Source organism: Brevibacterium ammoniilyticum (genome assembly GCF_038429965.1).
In the GTDB taxonomy this organism is placed as follows: domain Bacteria; phylum Actinomycetota; class Actinomycetes; order Actinomycetales; family Brevibacteriaceae; genus Brevibacterium; species Brevibacterium ammoniilyticum.
The window spans coordinates 125,828-140,691 of record NZ_BAABNP010000006.1 but is presented as its reverse complement, the minus strand read 5'-3'; the positions used below and the strand labels follow the sequence as shown (position 1 = coordinate 140,691).

Here is a 14,864-nt window from a genome sequence, read left to right as displayed (position 1 = left end):
TCGATGTGAGAAGGCCGACGTCGCCGAGGCGGTGGTCCGGCTCGTCAGGTCAGAGCGAGGACTCCGCGGCCTTGGGGTCGCGGACGACGCGGAAGGAATCGAGCGCCGGGTCGACGCTGCCGCGGACGTGGCCCGAGGGGCTCGCGGCGACGGCCTGGAGGAAGTTCACCGTCTCCTCGGTGATCGCCTCCCCGGGGAGGACGTTGGGGATCCCGGGCGGGTACGCGGCGAGCGAGCTCACGCTGATCCGGCCGGCCGCCTCGGCGGCGGGAACGACCTCGGACTCGGCGAAGAACGCCTCGCGCGGCAGCATGACGAGGTCTCCGGCGGTCGGCAGGGGCGGGATCGCCGACGCCGACTCATCCTCGGCGATCTCATGCGTCGCCGCGTTCTCGGTGCGCATCTGCTCGAGGGCGTCGAGGAGGCGGGAGATGTCGGGGGACTTGCCGAGGCCGATGAGGACGACGAGCGTCGTGGCCGTCGCCATCTCCGCGTAGATCGCGAACTCCTCGGCGAGGCGCCCCCGGATCGTGTGCCCGTCGAGGCCGGTGGCGGTGATGTCGATGGGCAGCCGGAACGGGTCGATGTCGACGACGTCGGAGAAGTTGAGGAAGTCGCCGGAGAGCAGCCGGTAGTGCTCGGAGCCCTCGATCTGTGCGCGGGCGTGGCGGATGTTCTCCAGCGATTCGGAGATCGCGTCGTGGGAGTTGACGAGCTCACGCCTGGCGATGTCGATCGAGGCCATGAGCGGGGCGTTCTCGCTCGTCGAGGACGTCATCATGAAGGCGCGGGCCAGTGCCGGCTCGAGCCGGTCGGCGAACTCGGTGTCGCCGAGGTGGAGCAGCGCCGACTGCGTGAACGAACCGGCGAGCTTGTGCGTGCTCATGATGACCATGTCGGCCCCGAGCGTGACCGGCGAGGCCGGGAGATCGGGGTGGAAGCCGAAGTGGGCGCCCCAGGCGGCGTCGATGATGAGCATCGCACCGGCCTCATGGGCCACCTCGGCGAGCGCCGCGACATCGGCCACGGCACCGAAGTAGCTCGGGGTGACGAGGTAGACCGCGGTGACCTTCTCCGGGTGCATGCGGATGGCGTGGCGCAGCGCATCGGGGGTGACGCCGTGGGCGATGCCGTTGGCCTCGTCGACGTTGGGGGAGACGAAGCGGGGGTTGAGGCCGGCGAGCACGATGCCGTCGATGAAGCTCGAGTGCGCGCTGCGCTGGGTGACGACGCCGGTGCCGAGCGTGCCGACGGCCAGTGCCGCCATCCTGTTGCCCTGCGATGAGCCGTTGGTGAGGAACCAGGTGCGGCGGGCGCCCCACGCCTCGGCGGCGAGTTCGAGGGCCTCATCCTTCGGGGTGTCGACGCCGAGGTCGATGCCGTCGAAGAGCGGCGGGACGTCGAGGGAGAGGATGCGCTCGCCGAAGTAGTCGGCCAGACCGTGGGCGATGCCCTCGCCGTTGCGCCCGTGACCCGGGGTGGTGAGGAAGAGGGAGTCGCGCGCCGCCACCCGGTCGAGGGCATCGGCATAGGGTGCGCGTGCGGCCCTGCGGCCCTCGTTGTCGGGTGAGGTGGGCATGGGGGAATCCTGGTGCACGGTCATTCCTTCAGAGTAGGGAACGGACGTCGACGGGAGAATACCAATTTTCCTCCCGTACTCTATATCCAGTATTGAACTGGTGGGGAGAGGCATATGGAAGTCCTTGATACTCGGGGCCTCATGGCTCTGCGCGCGATCGCCGACGCCGGATCGGTCGCTTCGGCCGCGACACGACTGGGCTGGAGCCAGCCGACCGTCAACCATCACCTGGGCAATCTCGAACGGGCCCTCGGGGCCACGCTCATCGAACGGACCCCGCGCGGATCGCACCCGACGACCGTCGGCAGCCTCGTCGTCACCCGGGCCGTCGAGATCCTCGGACTCTGCGACCGCCTCGGCGACGAGGTGGCCCTGTGGCGGGACACGCAGGCGGTGCCGGTGAAGATCGGGGCGGTGCCCACGGTCGGCGCCCGCGTCATCCCGAAGCTCCACCACGAGCTGCAGAAGCGGCCCCGGTGGCAGACCGACGAGTCGACGCAGGGGCTCGGAGCGGCGCTCGATGTGACGATGGACGAGCACGCGAAGCTCGTCGCCCGCCTCGAAGCCGGCGACCTCGACCTCGCTCTGCTCGTCTCGACCGATGTCGACAAGGTGTGGATCCCGCCGGCCCTGACCGCCGATCACCTCTACTCCGAGCAGCTCTTCCTCTGCGTGCCCACCTCGGTCGGCCCCGTCCCCATCGGGACCGACGGGATGCCCGACTTCGCCGCCCTCGTCCCGCAGACGTGGGCGTTCAGCATCGATCCCGGCGACGCGATCGACGAGGTGATCCGCGCGTTCTGCCTCGCCGCGGGCTTCGAGCCGCGGGTGGGGATGCGGATGGACGATTACGCGGCGATCAACCGGATGATCGCCGCAGGCCTCGCGATCGCCGTCATCCCCGAATCCTCGCTGCCCGCCGACGAAGGGATCGAGATCCTGCCGCTGCCGCTCAGCGCCGCCCGCCGCGACGTCCTCGTCGTCTCACGCGCCCGCGTCCAGGGCCCCAGCCGCGGACCTGCCCGCCACGACCCGATCGTCGCAGCCCACGGCGCGGCACTGGCCGAGGTGATCGCCGACGTCCGCACGGTCACCGCGGTGTGGCGGTGAGAGGCAGGCCGTGCTGAGAGGGAGCGCCGAGGCGGGTGGGGCGATCGCCGGTCGCGGGCCCGCGCGTACAGATGGTCAGTGCGGCTGCCAGGCGTCCTCGATCGCGGCCTTCTCCGCGATCTCCTTCGGCAGCCGCTTCGCGGCGAGGTCGGCGATCGTCACCTTCTCGAGCACACCGCGCAGGGCGTAGCGTGCGGCCACCCACACCTGCTGGAGCGCCTCGGCGGCATCGTCGTACTCGACGGCTTCGGGCCGTTGGCCGTAGATCGAGACGAGGGGGCCGTCGACGGCGCGGATGACGTCGGCGGCGCTCACCTCGGCGGCGGGCCGGGCGAACCTCCATCCGCCGGACTTCCCCCGCACGGACACGAGGATGCCGGTGCGGCGGAGGTCGGCGAGGATGGCCTGGAGGAAGCCCTTGGGGATGTCCTGCCGGCGGCCGAGCTCGTCGGCGCTGATGGGGTCGCTCTCGCCCGCGCCGGCGATCTCGATGAGGGCGCGCAGGGCGTAGTCGGACTTCGTAGTGACCCGCATGCCGTCATCGTAGCGCGGCAACGCGGACGTCCTGCGGCACCGCGGACCGGGAGCGCCGTGACGGCGGGTCGGTCCGCGGTGCCGTGGGCAGGCGTCGGGAGGGCGCTGCCCGGGTGCTGCTCAGGCGTCGGCGGGGACCGGCTCGGCCTGCGCCTCCTCACGGCGGGTCTTCCGCTCGAGCCGGATGACGTGGACGAGGAGCGAGACCCACGCCAGCGCCAGCGCGATGAGGATCGTCGTCACGACCGGGGGTGTCGCGCCCAGGGAGAGGGCGATCGTGCGGGCGTTGGTGAGGATGATGATGCCGCCGGCCGCGATCGCCAGGACCTTCGCGGGCAGGATCTTGACCAGCCAGGCGGCGAAGGGGGCGGCGATGATGCCGCCGACGAGCAGTGCCCCGGCGATCGACCAGTCGATGCCCTGCGAGCCGAGGGCGAAGAGGAAGCCGAGGGATCCGCCGACGGCGACGACGAACTCGCTCGTGTCGATCGAGCCGACGACCTTGCGCGGTTCGAGGCGTCCGGAGGAGAGCAGGGTCGTCGTGCCCACGGGACCCCAGCCGCCTCCGCCGATCGCGTCGAGGGCACCGCCGACGAGGCCGATGGGCACGAGCAGACCTTTGCCGGGGCGTCCCTTGAAGGTCGGTCGGGCGCCGCCGAGGGCGAGGAAGCGCCACACCACGTAGACGCCGAGGGCCAGCAGGATCCCGGAGATCCACGGGGTGGCCGCGTCCCCGTTGAGTCCGGCGAGGAACGTGGCTCCGGCGAACGCGCCGATGAAGCCGGGGACGGCGAGGATGAGGACCGTGCGCCAGTCGACGTTGCCGAACTTGTGGTGGGAGATGCCGGAGACGAGCGAGGTGCCGATCTCGGAGAAGTGCACCGCCGCCGAGGCGGTCGCCGGGGCGATGCCGGTGGCGAGCAGCAGGGTCGTCGACGTCACGCCGTACGCCATGCCGAGCGAGCCGTCGATGAGCTGGGCGATGAGCCCGACGATGCCTAAGACGATGAGCTGTCGCATAGTGGCCGCCTTCCATGAGGGAGATTGTTGAGCAGTTCGGAGGTACTCCCACACAATAGCCATTAAGTTGAGTGAATTACTACACTATGAACTTCTGTGACGCGCTGCGCTGGCCGATGGCTGTGATGCTGGGACCGATTGCGGGTCCGCGGGTCGGTGTGCGCCTACTTGCCGATGGAATCGTGGCGAAAGTCGCCTCCAGGGTTCCGCAGAATCGTCGACGAGTGGGCGCAGATTGCTCAACTGTAGTGCGATGGCGACTGCAGTGGGGTGGCGTCGGGCGAGGTGTGCGGGGCCCGCGGCACGGGATGCGCCGCACTGAGGCAGCCGCCCTGCGGTGAGCTCGTGGTTACTTCGGGTCCGGAATTCCGCCGAGGCGGAGCACGTCGAGGTCGACCTGGCCCTCGATGCCGTCGATCTTCGCGAAGTAGTGCACCTGCCACATCGTCCAGGTGTCGTCCTCGGGTCGGGCGAAGAAGTTCGTCACCCACTGCGGGCGTTCGGCCAGTGCGCCGATCGAATATTCGGAGGTGAAGGATCCGCGGGCGTAGACGAGCAGGGGGCGGCCCCACGCCTCTTCGACGATGCGGCGGAAGTCGCCCAGTTCGGCGTCGACCTGCGCCTGCGGTGGGCGCTTCGCGCAGGCCCCGATGAGTTCGAGGTCGATCGCCGGGGCAAGGGCCTCGGGGTCGGGAGGCGCTGCGGCGAGGAAGTTCTTCGCCTGTTCGGCACCCGGCGAGCAGAGGGTGAAGAAGTGGTAGGCCCCGCGTCGCAGGCCCGCTTCGCCTGCGCCCGCCCAGTTCGCGGCGAAGCGCGGGTCGATGTAGTCGTTGCCTTCGGTCGCCTTGATCATCGCCGCCTCGACCTCGTCACCGGCGACCGCCGACCAGTCGATGGCGCCCTGATGGTTGGAGACGTCGATCGCGATGACCTCGCCCGGCCCGAGGGCAGGACGGCCGTTGGGCACCCAGACGAACCACCACGCGGCAGCGAAGGCGAGGACCGAGGCAAGGACCAATGCCGTGACGACGAGCGGTCGGCGCGACCGCCGGGAGGAAGCGCGCCGGGTCGACGGACGCGAGGACGAAGCACGTAGGGTCGACGGTCGCCGAGACGAGGAGCCTGCACCCGCCGACCGCGACCCCGGCTGTTGTCGGGATGACCTGCGGGTACGTCCCTTACCGCTGCCGTTGGTCGATCCGCTCCCGCTCATCACCCCAGGTTATCGGCACCGCCTCGCCCGATCAGACGCGGGCGCTCAGGCCGCGCCTTCGACCTCCCGGACGATCGGCAGCTCGCACGTCGTCGGCGCGACCTGCCGGTACCCGGAGAGGAACTCGCCGAGGCGCTCGATCGACTGCTCGAGGACGTCGACCGACGGCAGGGTGACGAGCCGGAAGTGGTCGGGCCGGGACCAGTTGAACGCCGTGCCGTGGGAGATGAGGATCTTCTGCTCGCGCAGGAGGTCGAGCGCGAACTGCTCGTCGTCGGTGATCCCGAACTTCTCGACGTCGAGCTTCGCGAAGAGGTAGAGCGCCCCGTCGGCGCGCTGCGCGCTCACGCCGTCGATCGCGTTGAGCCCGGCGTGGGCGACCTCCATCTGCTCGCCGAGGCGGCCGGTCGGCAGGACGAGGTCCTCGATCGACTGATGTCCGCCGAGGGCTGCCTGGATCGCGTGCTGAGCGGGCACGTTCGCGCACATGCGCATGTTCGCCAGCAGCGTGATGCCCTCGATGTAGCTCTTCGCCTCGGCGAGTGGTCCGGTGATCGCGAGCCAGCCGGCCCGGTAACCGGCGATCCGGTAGGCCTTGGAGAGTCCGGAGAACGTCAGGCAGAGGACGTCGTCGCCGGTCAGGGTCGCCATGTTGATCATCTCGACGCCGTTGTACGTGATCTTCTCGTAGATCTCGTCGGCGAAGACGATGAGGTTGTGCCGCCGGGCGATGTCGACGATCGCCGCCAGGGTCTGCCGCGGGTAGACGGCGCCGGTGGGGTTGTTCGGGTTGATGACGACGATCCCGCGTGTGCGCTCGGTGATCTTCGCCTCGAGGTCCTCGAGGTCGGGCAGCCAGCCGTTCTCGTCGTCACACGCATAGTGCTTCGGCGTGCCGCCCGACAGCGCCACCGAGGCGGTCCACAGCGGATAGTCGGGGCTGGGCACGAGGATCTCGTCGCCGGGATTGCACAGCGCCTGCAGGGAGAGCGTGATGAGCTCGCTCACCCCGTTGCCGAGGAAGACCTCCCTCGCATCGAGGTTCGTGATGCCCTTCGACTCGTAGTGCTGGACGACGGCGCGACGGCCGGAGAGGATCCCGCGCGAATCGGAGTAGCCCTGCGCCTCGGGCAGGTGCCCGACCATGTCCTGGACGATCGTCTCGGGGGCTGCGAAGCCGAAGGGGGCCGGATTGCCGATGTTGAGCTTGAGGATCGTGTGCCCCGCTGCCTCCATCGCCTCCGCCTCTTCGAGGACGGGTCCTCGGATGTCGTAGAGGACGTTGGCCAGCTTCGACGACTGCCTGAACATGGGTGCCTTTCCTTGAGAACGCTGCCCTTCCCACGCTAGGGCCCCTGCGCGGATGGTCCTGACCGATCAGAGGCGCGTTTCGAACACCTTTGGCACCCGAAGCGGACCGATGTGCAGACCTTTGCCGCCTCTCCCGCATCCCGCCGAGGCGACCGAGCGCTGGCGACTAAGCTGAGTTCCGTGTCCGATCCAGCACCCCGCCGTCGCGGACGTCCGCCGAAGTCCTCGCGCGGCGACGCCCGTGAGGCGATCGCGAAGGCCGCGGCCAGCGAGTTCGCCGAACGCGGCTACGATGCGGCGTCGATGCGCGGCATCGCCCGCCGGGCCGGAGTCGATCCGTCCCTCGTACACCACTACTTCGACTCGAAGGCCGCGCTCTTCGCCGAGGCCGTCCGCCTCCCCGTCCGGCCCGACCGGATCGTCCGTCGCGCCCTCGACGCACCGCTGAACCGCCTCGGCGAATCGATCGTCACCACGGTCCTCACGGCCTGGGAGAACCCGAAGGTCAGGCCGATCGGGATCACTCTGCTCAAGACCGCGATCGGCGGATCCGGGGCCGGCGGCCTGCTGCGACAGTTCATGGTCCGAGAGCTCGGCCGGGCGATCGCCGGCCGGCTTGAGACCGAGGGCATCGATCCTGCCGAGGCGGACCTGCGGGCCACCCTCGTGATGAGTCAGATGGCCGGTGTCCTCATCGTCCGGCACGTCATCGGCATCGAACCGCTCGCCTCCGAACCGATCGCCGAGGTGATCGCCAGGGTCAGCGTATCCGTGCAGGGTCACCTCGACGGCCGACTCTAGACCGCCGCACCCGTCTGCACCGCTGAGGTCGTCGTCCGTCGTCCGTCGTACCGAGGGGCGCCTTGCGCCGGGATCCCCGCCGTCACCCCTTGACGTGCACCGCGAACAGGCGTCTAATTCATCGTATGGTGAATAATGTGGTCGAGATGCGCGGTCTCACCGTCCGCCGCGGTCGGGCGACGGTCCTCGACCGCCTCGACCTCGATGTGCCCGCAGGGGAGATCATCGGCCTGCTCGGCCCGAGCGGCAGCGGGAAGACGACGCTCATGCGCGCGATCGTCGGCATGCAGATCACCCGCGGGGGAACCGTCACCGTCCTCGGCCGCCCAGCCGGGTCCCGGGCCCTGCGTCACCGGGTGGGCTACATGACCCAGCAGGCGAGCATCTACGAGGACCTCACGGTGGAGCAGAACCTCCGCTACTTCGCCCGTATCGTCGGAGCCCCTGCCACCGACGCGGCCCGTGTCATCGAGCGCACCGGTCTGAGCGGGCAGGCGCGGCAGATGGCGCGCACGCTCTCGGGCGGTCAGACGAACCGTGTGTCGCTGGCGGCCGCGATGCTCGGAGAGCCCGAGCTCCTCGTCCTCGACGAGCCCACCGTCGGCCTCGACCCGGTGCTGCGCGCCGACCTCTGGGGGATCTTCCGTGGACTCGTCGACGACGGGGCGTCGATCCTCGTCTCGAGCCACGTCATGGACGAAGCCACCCGCTGCGACCGACTCCTGCTCATGCGCGAAGGCCGCGTCATCGCCGACGCGACACCGCGAGAACTCCTGCGCAGCACCGGCGCGAAAACTGCCGAGGACGCTTTCCTGCGCCTCATCGAACGCGACAGCGGCCGCCGCGGTCAAGTGAGCGGGGGCGGTCGGCGCCGCCGCCTCCTCAGCGCGCGAACTGGGTCGGACACGACGCGACCCCGACATGGCGACCGATCCGAAGACAGTCGCGCCGACAGTCGCGCCGACAGTCGCGCGGGCCGATCCGAGGACGGGCCCGACGACCGGACCGACGGACACGGGAGCTGGTCATGAGCCCGAAGCGCACGCTCGCGACGACGGGCCGGGTGCTCGCGCAGATCCGCCACGACCCGCGCACGATCGCCCTCCTCCTCGTCGTGCCGAGCCTGCTCATCGGCCTCGTCGCGTGGATCTTCGACGAGACCGAGGTCTTCTCGTCGATCGGTCCCGCGATGCTCGCGCTCTTCCCCTTCATCGTCATGTTCCTCGTCACGAGCATCGCGACTCTGCGGGAACGTCGCAGCGGGACGCTCGAGAGGTTGCTGTCGATGCCGCTGGGCAAGGGCGATTTCATCCTCGGCTATACGCTCGCCTTCGGTCTCCTCGCGATCGTCCAGACGGCGATCGCCGTCGCCTTCGCGGTGGGGGTGTGCGGTCTGACGATCGACGGCTCTCTCGGTCTGCTCTTCGCCGTCGCGATCGTCGACGCCCTGCTCGGGACCGCCCTCGGGCTTCTGGCCAGTGCGTTCGCCCGCACCGAGTTCCAGGTCGTCCAGTTCATGCCGGTCTTCGTCTTCCCGCAGATCCTCCTCGGCGGGATCTTCCTGCCCCGCGACCAGCTTCCCGAGGTGCTCGAGACGATCGGCGACTGGATGCCGCTGTCCCATGCGATCGACGCGCTCACGGCGGTGGCGACTGGGGACGAGGACGCGAGCTGGGTGTGGCTGCGGATCCTCTTCATCGGCTGCTGGATCGTCGGTGCGATCGTCGTCGGCTCCCTCACCCTGCGCCGGCGGACGCCGTAGGGGACGGGCGGTCCTACGTCAGACGACCCAGCGTCAGGCGGTGCCGCATCAGGCGGTTCTGCGGTCGCTCGCGAGCATGCCGAACACGAGGGTGTCCGTCCACTCGCCCTTCGACCACCAGTCCTGACGCAGATGCGCCTCCCGTCTCATCCCGATCCGCTCTGCCAGCTTCGCCGAGGCGGTGTTCCGGGCATCCATCTGCGCGACGACCCGACGCAGACCGCAGTCGTCGAAGGCCATGTTGAGCACCGCGATCGCGGCCTCCGAGGCGAAGCCGTGCCCGCTCGCTGCGGGGTCGAGCACCCAGCCGATCTCCGCCTTCGTCAGATCCGTGCCGTCGAGCCAGATCGCGATGTCGCCGATGACGGTCGACCCGGCGATGTCTTCGTGATCGTCATCGGTCTCGATGACGAGGGCGAGCGCCTTCGCCTCACCGCTCAGCCCCGTGCGCTGCAGCCGCTTGCCGATCTCGGTGCGGGCCACCTCAGAGGTCCAGGGATCACCGAGGAGGAACCGCGAGACGTCGTCGCGGGAGTAGATGGGCAGCAGCTCCTCGGCGTCGGAGGGCTGGTACGTGCGCAGCCGCAGACGATCGGTGGTGAGGGTGAGCGCGGGCTCGGTCATAGAGTCCACCGAACCACGCAGGGACTGCCCGGTCAAGGAGTTCGGGGGCGCCTGCTGGGGTGACTGCGACTCGGGACGGTCGTGGGGCGGGGGTGCGGCTTGTGTCGATGAACGGGCCCAGGCGATGCACGACAGCGGTGAGGCGACGCCGCCCCGGTCCGTTCGGACCGAGCCGACGCCGACTCACCGCTGTGGATGCCCCTCACCGGGACTGGTCGCCTCCCGGGAGGAGGTCAGGGGTGTCTCGGCGACTGCGCTCAGATGTTGATGAGCTTGCGACGCTGGGCGAGGCGCACGAGTGCGGTGCCGCCGATGATCGCAGCGACGCCGAAGAAGATCGCCGCGCCGATCTCGACACCGGTGCGGGGCAGGAACCCTCCGCCTCCGCCGGCGATGCCCGGGCCCTTGTCACCACCGGAACCGGTGTTGCCCTCGCCGCCACCGGCACCGTTCGACCCGCCGGCACCACCGGCATCGGCCTCGGAACCGTCGGCGCCGCCGGTCGAATCGCCGCCGCCGTTCGAGTCCTGCCCGCCGTCGGAGCTGCCACCGGCATCGGCACTGCCGTTGGAGTCGGACGAGCCCTTCGAGTCGTCGGAACCGTTCGCATCGTCACCCGGGTCACCGGGGACTTCGGCGTTGCGGTCGAGGCCGAGGCCGTCGGCGATCGTGTAGTTCGTGTCGGTCTGGTCGGTCAGTCCCACGACGTTGGCCGCTCCCGGTCCGTAGGCGGCGATGCGCAGCTGCGAGCCGGTGTGGCTCTGCGACTTGCCCTCTTCGGCGGTGCCGTAGGCCACGGTCATCGGGCTGCCGTCTGCCGTGGTCAGGGTGCGGGTGAGACCCGGGGTCGTCGAACCGGGGTAGACTATCTGGCTCGAGTGGGCGTGGTCGGCGGTGGCGATGACGAGGGTCTCGCCGTCCTTCTTCGCGAAGTCGAGGGCCGCGGTGACGGCCTCGTTGAGGTCGACGGTCTCACCGATCTGACCGCACGGGTTCGCCGCATGGTCCTGCTTGTCGATGCTCGCGCCTTCGACCTGGAGGAAGAAGCCCTTGTCGTTGTCGAGGAGGTCGACGGCCTTGTTCGTCAGCGTTTCGAGGGACGGCACCGCGGACGTGCGCTCCGGGTTGGGCTCGCACTTCGCTGCCGGTTCGGCGCCGCCGGTGCGGGTGGCCAGCGGTCCCTGCAGACGGACGGGGAAGTTGCCGTCGGAGAAGAGGCCGAGGACCGGCTTGTCCTGGTTGGCCTCGGTCACGGCGTCGAGGGACTTCGCGTCGCTGACCAGCTGGTAGCCGCGGTCAGTCGCCTGCTGGCGCAGCGTCTTGCCCTGCCAGTCGCCGGCCTTCGCGGTCTGTTCGAACGAGGCCGCACCGCCGCCGAGGGTGACATCGGCGCGCGTATTGAGGATCTGCTCGCTGATCGAACCGAGGCCGCCGTTCTCAAGTGCCGCGGTGGAGCATTTCTTGCTCGTCTCCTCGGGTCCGTAGCAGCCGCGGTCGCTGATGTGGGAGGCCTGCGCGGCCGGGGTCGCGTCCTGGATCTCCGCGGTCGAAACGTTGCCGGTCTTCAGCCCGTTCGCGCGGGCGAGTTCGATGAGCGTCTTCTGCGGGTTGCCCTTGCGGTCGATGCCGAGGGCACCGTTGTAGGTCTTCGTCCCCGAAGCCCAACCGGTGGCGCTCGCCGCCGAATCGGTGACGTAGTCGGGCTTGCCCGTCTCCTTGTCGACCGAGTACGTCGTGTAGCTGCCGGTCAGGGGCAGTTCGTCGATGCCGGAGAAGCGGCCGTTCGCGCCCTCGGCGTAGTTGCGGGCCACGGTGATCTCCGAGTCGCCCATGCCGTCGCCGATGAGGAGGATGACGTTCTTCGCTCCTGCATCCTCGATGGATTTGCGGATCGAGTCGGTCATGTCGCCGTCGAGCTGGCGGGCGCCGCCGGGTTCGTCGATTCCCGCCGCCGAGGCGGGGGCCGCGACTCCGAAGAGCGCGAGAGTGAGGGCGCCTGCCGCAGCGGCGACGCGCAGAGTTGTCCTGGCCATGGGGGTCCTTCCGGATCGTGGTGCGCGAGTGCGCGAAACTGCCTCTTCAACCTACTCAGGCAATTCGCAGACTGTGTTGATCCGGAATGAAGGGAACGTGAACAACCCAGTCACTACCGCGAGAGCGCCTGCTTCCACGAGACCTTCGGGCCCGAGCGGAGGATCGAGCGCTGGAAGATCCGCGTGGCCAGCAGCAGGGCGAGGAGGGTCGTGAGGACGAGGATCGCCAGCGAGACGAGCGGCTCCCACCACTGCATCGTGCCCGTGAACACCCGCATCGGCACCGCCACGGCTGCGGAGAACGGGACGTAGCTGAGCACCGCCATGACCGCCTCGTTGTCGGCGAAGAGGACGACGCCCATGTAGGGCATGAGGATGAGCATCATGATCGGCGAACTCGTCGACCCCAGATCCTCCGCACGCGAGACCATCGAGGCCGCCGCCGCGTAGAGGGCGGCGATCATGACGAAGCCGACGACGAAGAGCGGGATGAACCACGCGATCGGCTCCGCCAGCCGCCCGAGCACGAGATCGTTCCCGCTGATCGCCGCCCCGATGAGGACCGAGACCGCGGTGAGCGCGATCTGCGCGAACGCGAGCAGGGAGCAGGCGATGACCTTGCCGAACATGAGCACCCGCGCCGAGGTCGATGCCAGCAGGATCTCGACGATCCGCGACTGCTTCTCCTCGACGACCGAGGAGGCGATCGTCATCCCGAACGTCATCGCCGAGGAGAGGAAGATCAGCCCGAGACCCAGACCGATGAACCGTGTGAGCGTCGGGTCCGGGGCATCGGGGTCGAGGAGTTCGACGTTCGGGGTGCGGCTGAGTGCGGTCGTCAGCGACTCCGGTGCCGACCGCAGCGCGATGACCGTCGACCCGGTCGGCGACGCGGGGTCGTCGACGACGGCAGCGGCGACGTCCTCGGAGCTCACGAGCCGCTTCGCCTCCTCGACGCCGGCGACGACGACGGGTTCGACGTCGTCGATCCCGGACAGGGATTCCGCCGAGGTGACTGCCACCCTGTCCGTGGAGGCGAAGAGCGAGGGCAGCGTCCCTGAGACGGCGACGAAGGCGCCGAAGAGGACGACCGAGAGGAGGGTGGAGATCATGAACGACTTCGACTTCAGCCGCACCATCACCTCGCGTTCGATGACGAGGCCGATCGCCGTGGTGAAACCGGCCCGAGTGGTCTCGACCGGGGTGGACAGATGGGTGGCCGGGGTGGGCTGATGGGTGCTCATGCCTGCGTGACCTCCTGGAAGAGACGGTTGAGGGGCACGGAATGCGGGGCGAACGACCGGACCGACGAGACGTCGATCGCGCGGCGGAGGACCGCCTCGGCGGCGGCATCGTCAGGGGCGGAGAAGCGCACCCAACGGCCGTCGAACTCGGTGACGGTGATGTCGGGGACGGCCCGCACCCATGCGAGGTCGGCATCGGTCTCGAGCGTCCATTCGGGCAGGCTGCGGGAGCGACGCAGCTCCTCGGCGGTGCCCGCGGCGATGAGCCGGCCGTCGCCGATGATGACGAGGTCGTCGACGAGGCGTTCGACGAGGTCGAGCTGATGGCTCGAGAAGAGGACGGGAGCGCCGGTGTCGGCGAAGGCGGTGAGGACCTCGAGGGTGCGTTCGACGGCGGCGGGGTCGAGACCGGAGAACGGTTCGTCGAGGACGAGGGCGCGGGGTCGGTGGATGAGGGCGGCGGCGATCTGCACCTTCTGCTGATTGCCGAGGCTGACCGATTCGAGGGTGTCGCTCGGCTTCCCCTTGAGGTCGAGGCGGTCGAGGAGTTCGAGACCCCGGCGCTTCGCCGAATGCCGGCTCAGCCCGTGGAAGCGGGCGAGGTAGACGAGCTGGTCGATGATCGGCATCTTCGGATAGAGCCCGCGCTCCTCGGGCATGTACCCGATCGCGCTGCGGTCGGCCGCGGCGATCTCGGCCCCGTCGATCGTGATCCGGCCGGAGTCCGCGGCGAGGACGCCCAAGAGGATGCGCATCGTCGTCGTCTTGCCCGAACCGTTCGATCCGACGAAGCCGGTCATCCGGCCGGCACCGATGTCGAAGCTGAGATCGTCAAGGACCTGGTGGTCGCCGAAGCTGCGGGAGATTCCCTCGAGACTGATCATGCCTCCACGCTAGGCGGAGGACGCTCCGGGCGGCTCAGCCGTGAGGGCGAATTCGGCCTCCGCTGGCCGGGGGAGGCGCGGGCTGCCCCGGGTTGTCACCGACTCTCACCACCCCGTTCTCATACGCCCAGATCACCGCGTGCGTGCGGTCCCGGATGCCGAGCTTGCCGAGGACGTTCGACACGTGCGTCTTCACCGTCGCCTCGCCGAGGTAGAGCCGGCCTGCGATCTCCGCGTTCGTCAGTCCCGTGGCGAGCTGCTGGAGGACCTCGCGTTCGCGGTCGGTGAGCAGGTCGAGCTCGGGTGCCGGCGCAGCCGAGGCCGCCGGGGTGCTCACGGAGCGTTCGATGACGCGACGGGTCACCTCGGGGGAGAGCAGACCGTCGCCGTGCGCGAGGGCGGTGACGGCGTCGATGAGCTGCTCCGCCTCGGCGGTCTTGAGGAGGAAGCCCCCGGCGCCGGCGGCAAGGGCGTCGAAGAGGAAGTCGTCGCGGTCGAAGGTCGTGAGCATGAGGACGGCGCTGCCGAGGCCGCGACGCACGATCTGCGCGGTCGCGGCGAGGCCGTCCATGACGGGCATCTGCACGTCCATGCAGATGACGTCGGGGCTGAGTTCGAGGGCGCGGTCGATGGCGACCTGACCGTTCTCGGCCTCGCCGACGACGGTGATGCCGTCCTCGGTCTCGAGGATCGTGCGGAAGCCGGCACGGACGAGGGACTGGTCGTCGACGAGGAGGACACGGATCATG

14 protein-coding genes are annotated in these 14,864 nt (G+C 69.4%); 4 read left to right on the top strand and 10 right to left on the bottom strand.

Going from position 1 to position 14,864, the window contains the following annotated elements; translation table 11 throughout:
• Positions 1-49: 49 nt before the first annotated feature.
• Complete coding sequence (locus tag AAHA49_RS08990) at positions 50-1,603, bottom strand: aminotransferase class I/II-fold pyridoxal phosphate-dependent enzyme (protein ID WP_342038005.1); 1,554 nt, start codon at positions 1,601-1,603, stop codon at positions 50-52.
• A gap of 90 nt (positions 1,604-1,693) precedes the next feature.
• Between AAHA49_RS08990 and AAHA49_RS08985 the strand changes: the two genes are divergently transcribed.
• Positions 1,694-2,689, top strand: coding sequence for a LysR family transcriptional regulator (locus AAHA49_RS08985; RefSeq protein ID WP_342038004.1), 996 nt, complete (start codon positions 1,694-1,696; stop codon positions 2,687-2,689).
• A 75-nt stretch (positions 2,690-2,764) separates the two neighbouring features.
• Here the strand turns inward: AAHA49_RS08985 and AAHA49_RS08980 are convergent, their stop codons facing one another.
• The 4 genes from AAHA49_RS08980 to AAHA49_RS08965 form a co-directional block, all read right to left on the bottom strand.
• Positions 2,765-3,223, bottom strand: a complete 459-nt coding sequence (locus AAHA49_RS08980; protein WP_342038003.1) for an RrF2 family transcriptional regulator — start codon at positions 3,221-3,223, stop codon at positions 2,765-2,767.
• 120 nt (positions 3,224-3,343) lie between these two features.
• Complete coding sequence (locus AAHA49_RS08975) at positions 3,344-4,243, bottom strand: sulfite exporter TauE/SafE family protein (RefSeq protein ID WP_342038002.1); 900 nt, start codon at positions 4,241-4,243, stop codon at positions 3,344-3,346.
• A 349-nt stretch (positions 4,244-4,592) separates the two neighbouring features.
• The gene (locus AAHA49_RS08970) at positions 4,593-5,261 is read right to left on the bottom strand and encodes a GH25 family lysozyme (RefSeq protein ID WP_342038001.1); all 669 of its coding nucleotides are present in this window, start codon (positions 5,259-5,261) and stop codon (positions 4,593-4,595) included.
• A 240-nt stretch (positions 5,262-5,501) separates the two neighbouring features.
• Positions 5,502-6,767: a pyridoxal phosphate-dependent aminotransferase gene (locus AAHA49_RS08965; RefSeq protein WP_342038000.1), complete on the bottom strand. Its 1,266-nt coding sequence runs from the start codon at positions 6,765-6,767 to the stop codon at positions 5,502-5,504.
• Positions 6,768-6,947: 180 nt separating this feature from the next.
• Between AAHA49_RS08965 and AAHA49_RS08960 the strand changes: the two genes are divergently transcribed.
• The 3 genes from AAHA49_RS08960 (at position 6,948) to AAHA49_RS08950 (ending at position 9,330) form a co-directional block, all read left to right on the top strand.
• Positions 6,948-7,568, top strand: a complete 621-nt coding sequence (locus tag AAHA49_RS08960) for a TetR/AcrR family transcriptional regulator (RefSeq protein ID WP_342037999.1) — start codon at positions 6,948-6,950, stop codon at positions 7,566-7,568.
• Between the two features lie 125 nt (positions 7,569-7,693).
• Complete coding sequence (locus AAHA49_RS08955) at positions 7,694-8,599, top strand: ABC transporter ATP-binding protein (protein WP_342037998.1); 906 nt, start codon at positions 7,694-7,696, stop codon at positions 8,597-8,599.
• Positions 8,596-9,330, top strand: a complete 735-nt coding sequence (locus AAHA49_RS08950) for an ABC transporter permease (protein WP_342037997.1) — start codon at positions 8,596-8,598, stop codon at positions 9,328-9,330. The genes AAHA49_RS08955 and AAHA49_RS08950 overlap by 4 nt, the downstream gene beginning before the upstream one ends.
• 48 nt (positions 9,331-9,378) lie before the next feature.
• Here AAHA49_RS08950 and AAHA49_RS08945 read toward each other — a convergent pair whose 3' ends face one another.
• From AAHA49_RS08945 to AAHA49_RS08925, 5 genes are all read right to left on the bottom strand, one after another.
• Entirely contained in the window at positions 9,379-9,954 is a 576-nt protein-coding gene (locus AAHA49_RS08945; RefSeq protein WP_342037996.1) for a GNAT family N-acetyltransferase, read from the bottom strand.
• A gap of 257 nt (positions 9,955-10,211) precedes the next feature.
• Positions 10,212-11,987 carry an alkaline phosphatase gene (phoA, locus tag AAHA49_RS08940; RefSeq protein ID WP_342037995.1) on the bottom strand — a complete coding sequence of 592 codons (1,776 nt, stop codon included), beginning with the start codon at positions 11,985-11,987 and terminating at the stop codon, positions 10,212-10,214.
• Positions 11,988-12,100: 113 nt separating this feature from the next.
• Positions 12,101-13,231: an ABC transporter permease gene (locus tag AAHA49_RS08935; protein WP_342037994.1), complete on the bottom strand. Its 1,131-nt coding sequence runs from the start codon at positions 13,229-13,231 to the stop codon at positions 12,101-12,103.
• Complete coding sequence (locus AAHA49_RS08930) at positions 13,228-14,115, bottom strand: ABC transporter ATP-binding protein (protein WP_342037993.1); 888 nt, start codon at positions 14,113-14,115, stop codon at positions 13,228-13,230. Before AAHA49_RS08930 ends, AAHA49_RS08935 begins: the two co-directional genes overlap by 4 nt.
• Before the next feature lie 34 nt (positions 14,116-14,149).
• Complete coding sequence (locus tag AAHA49_RS08925) at positions 14,150-14,863, bottom strand: response regulator (protein WP_342037992.1); 714 nt, start codon at positions 14,861-14,863, stop codon at positions 14,150-14,152.
• Position 14,864 lies beyond the last annotated feature (1 nt).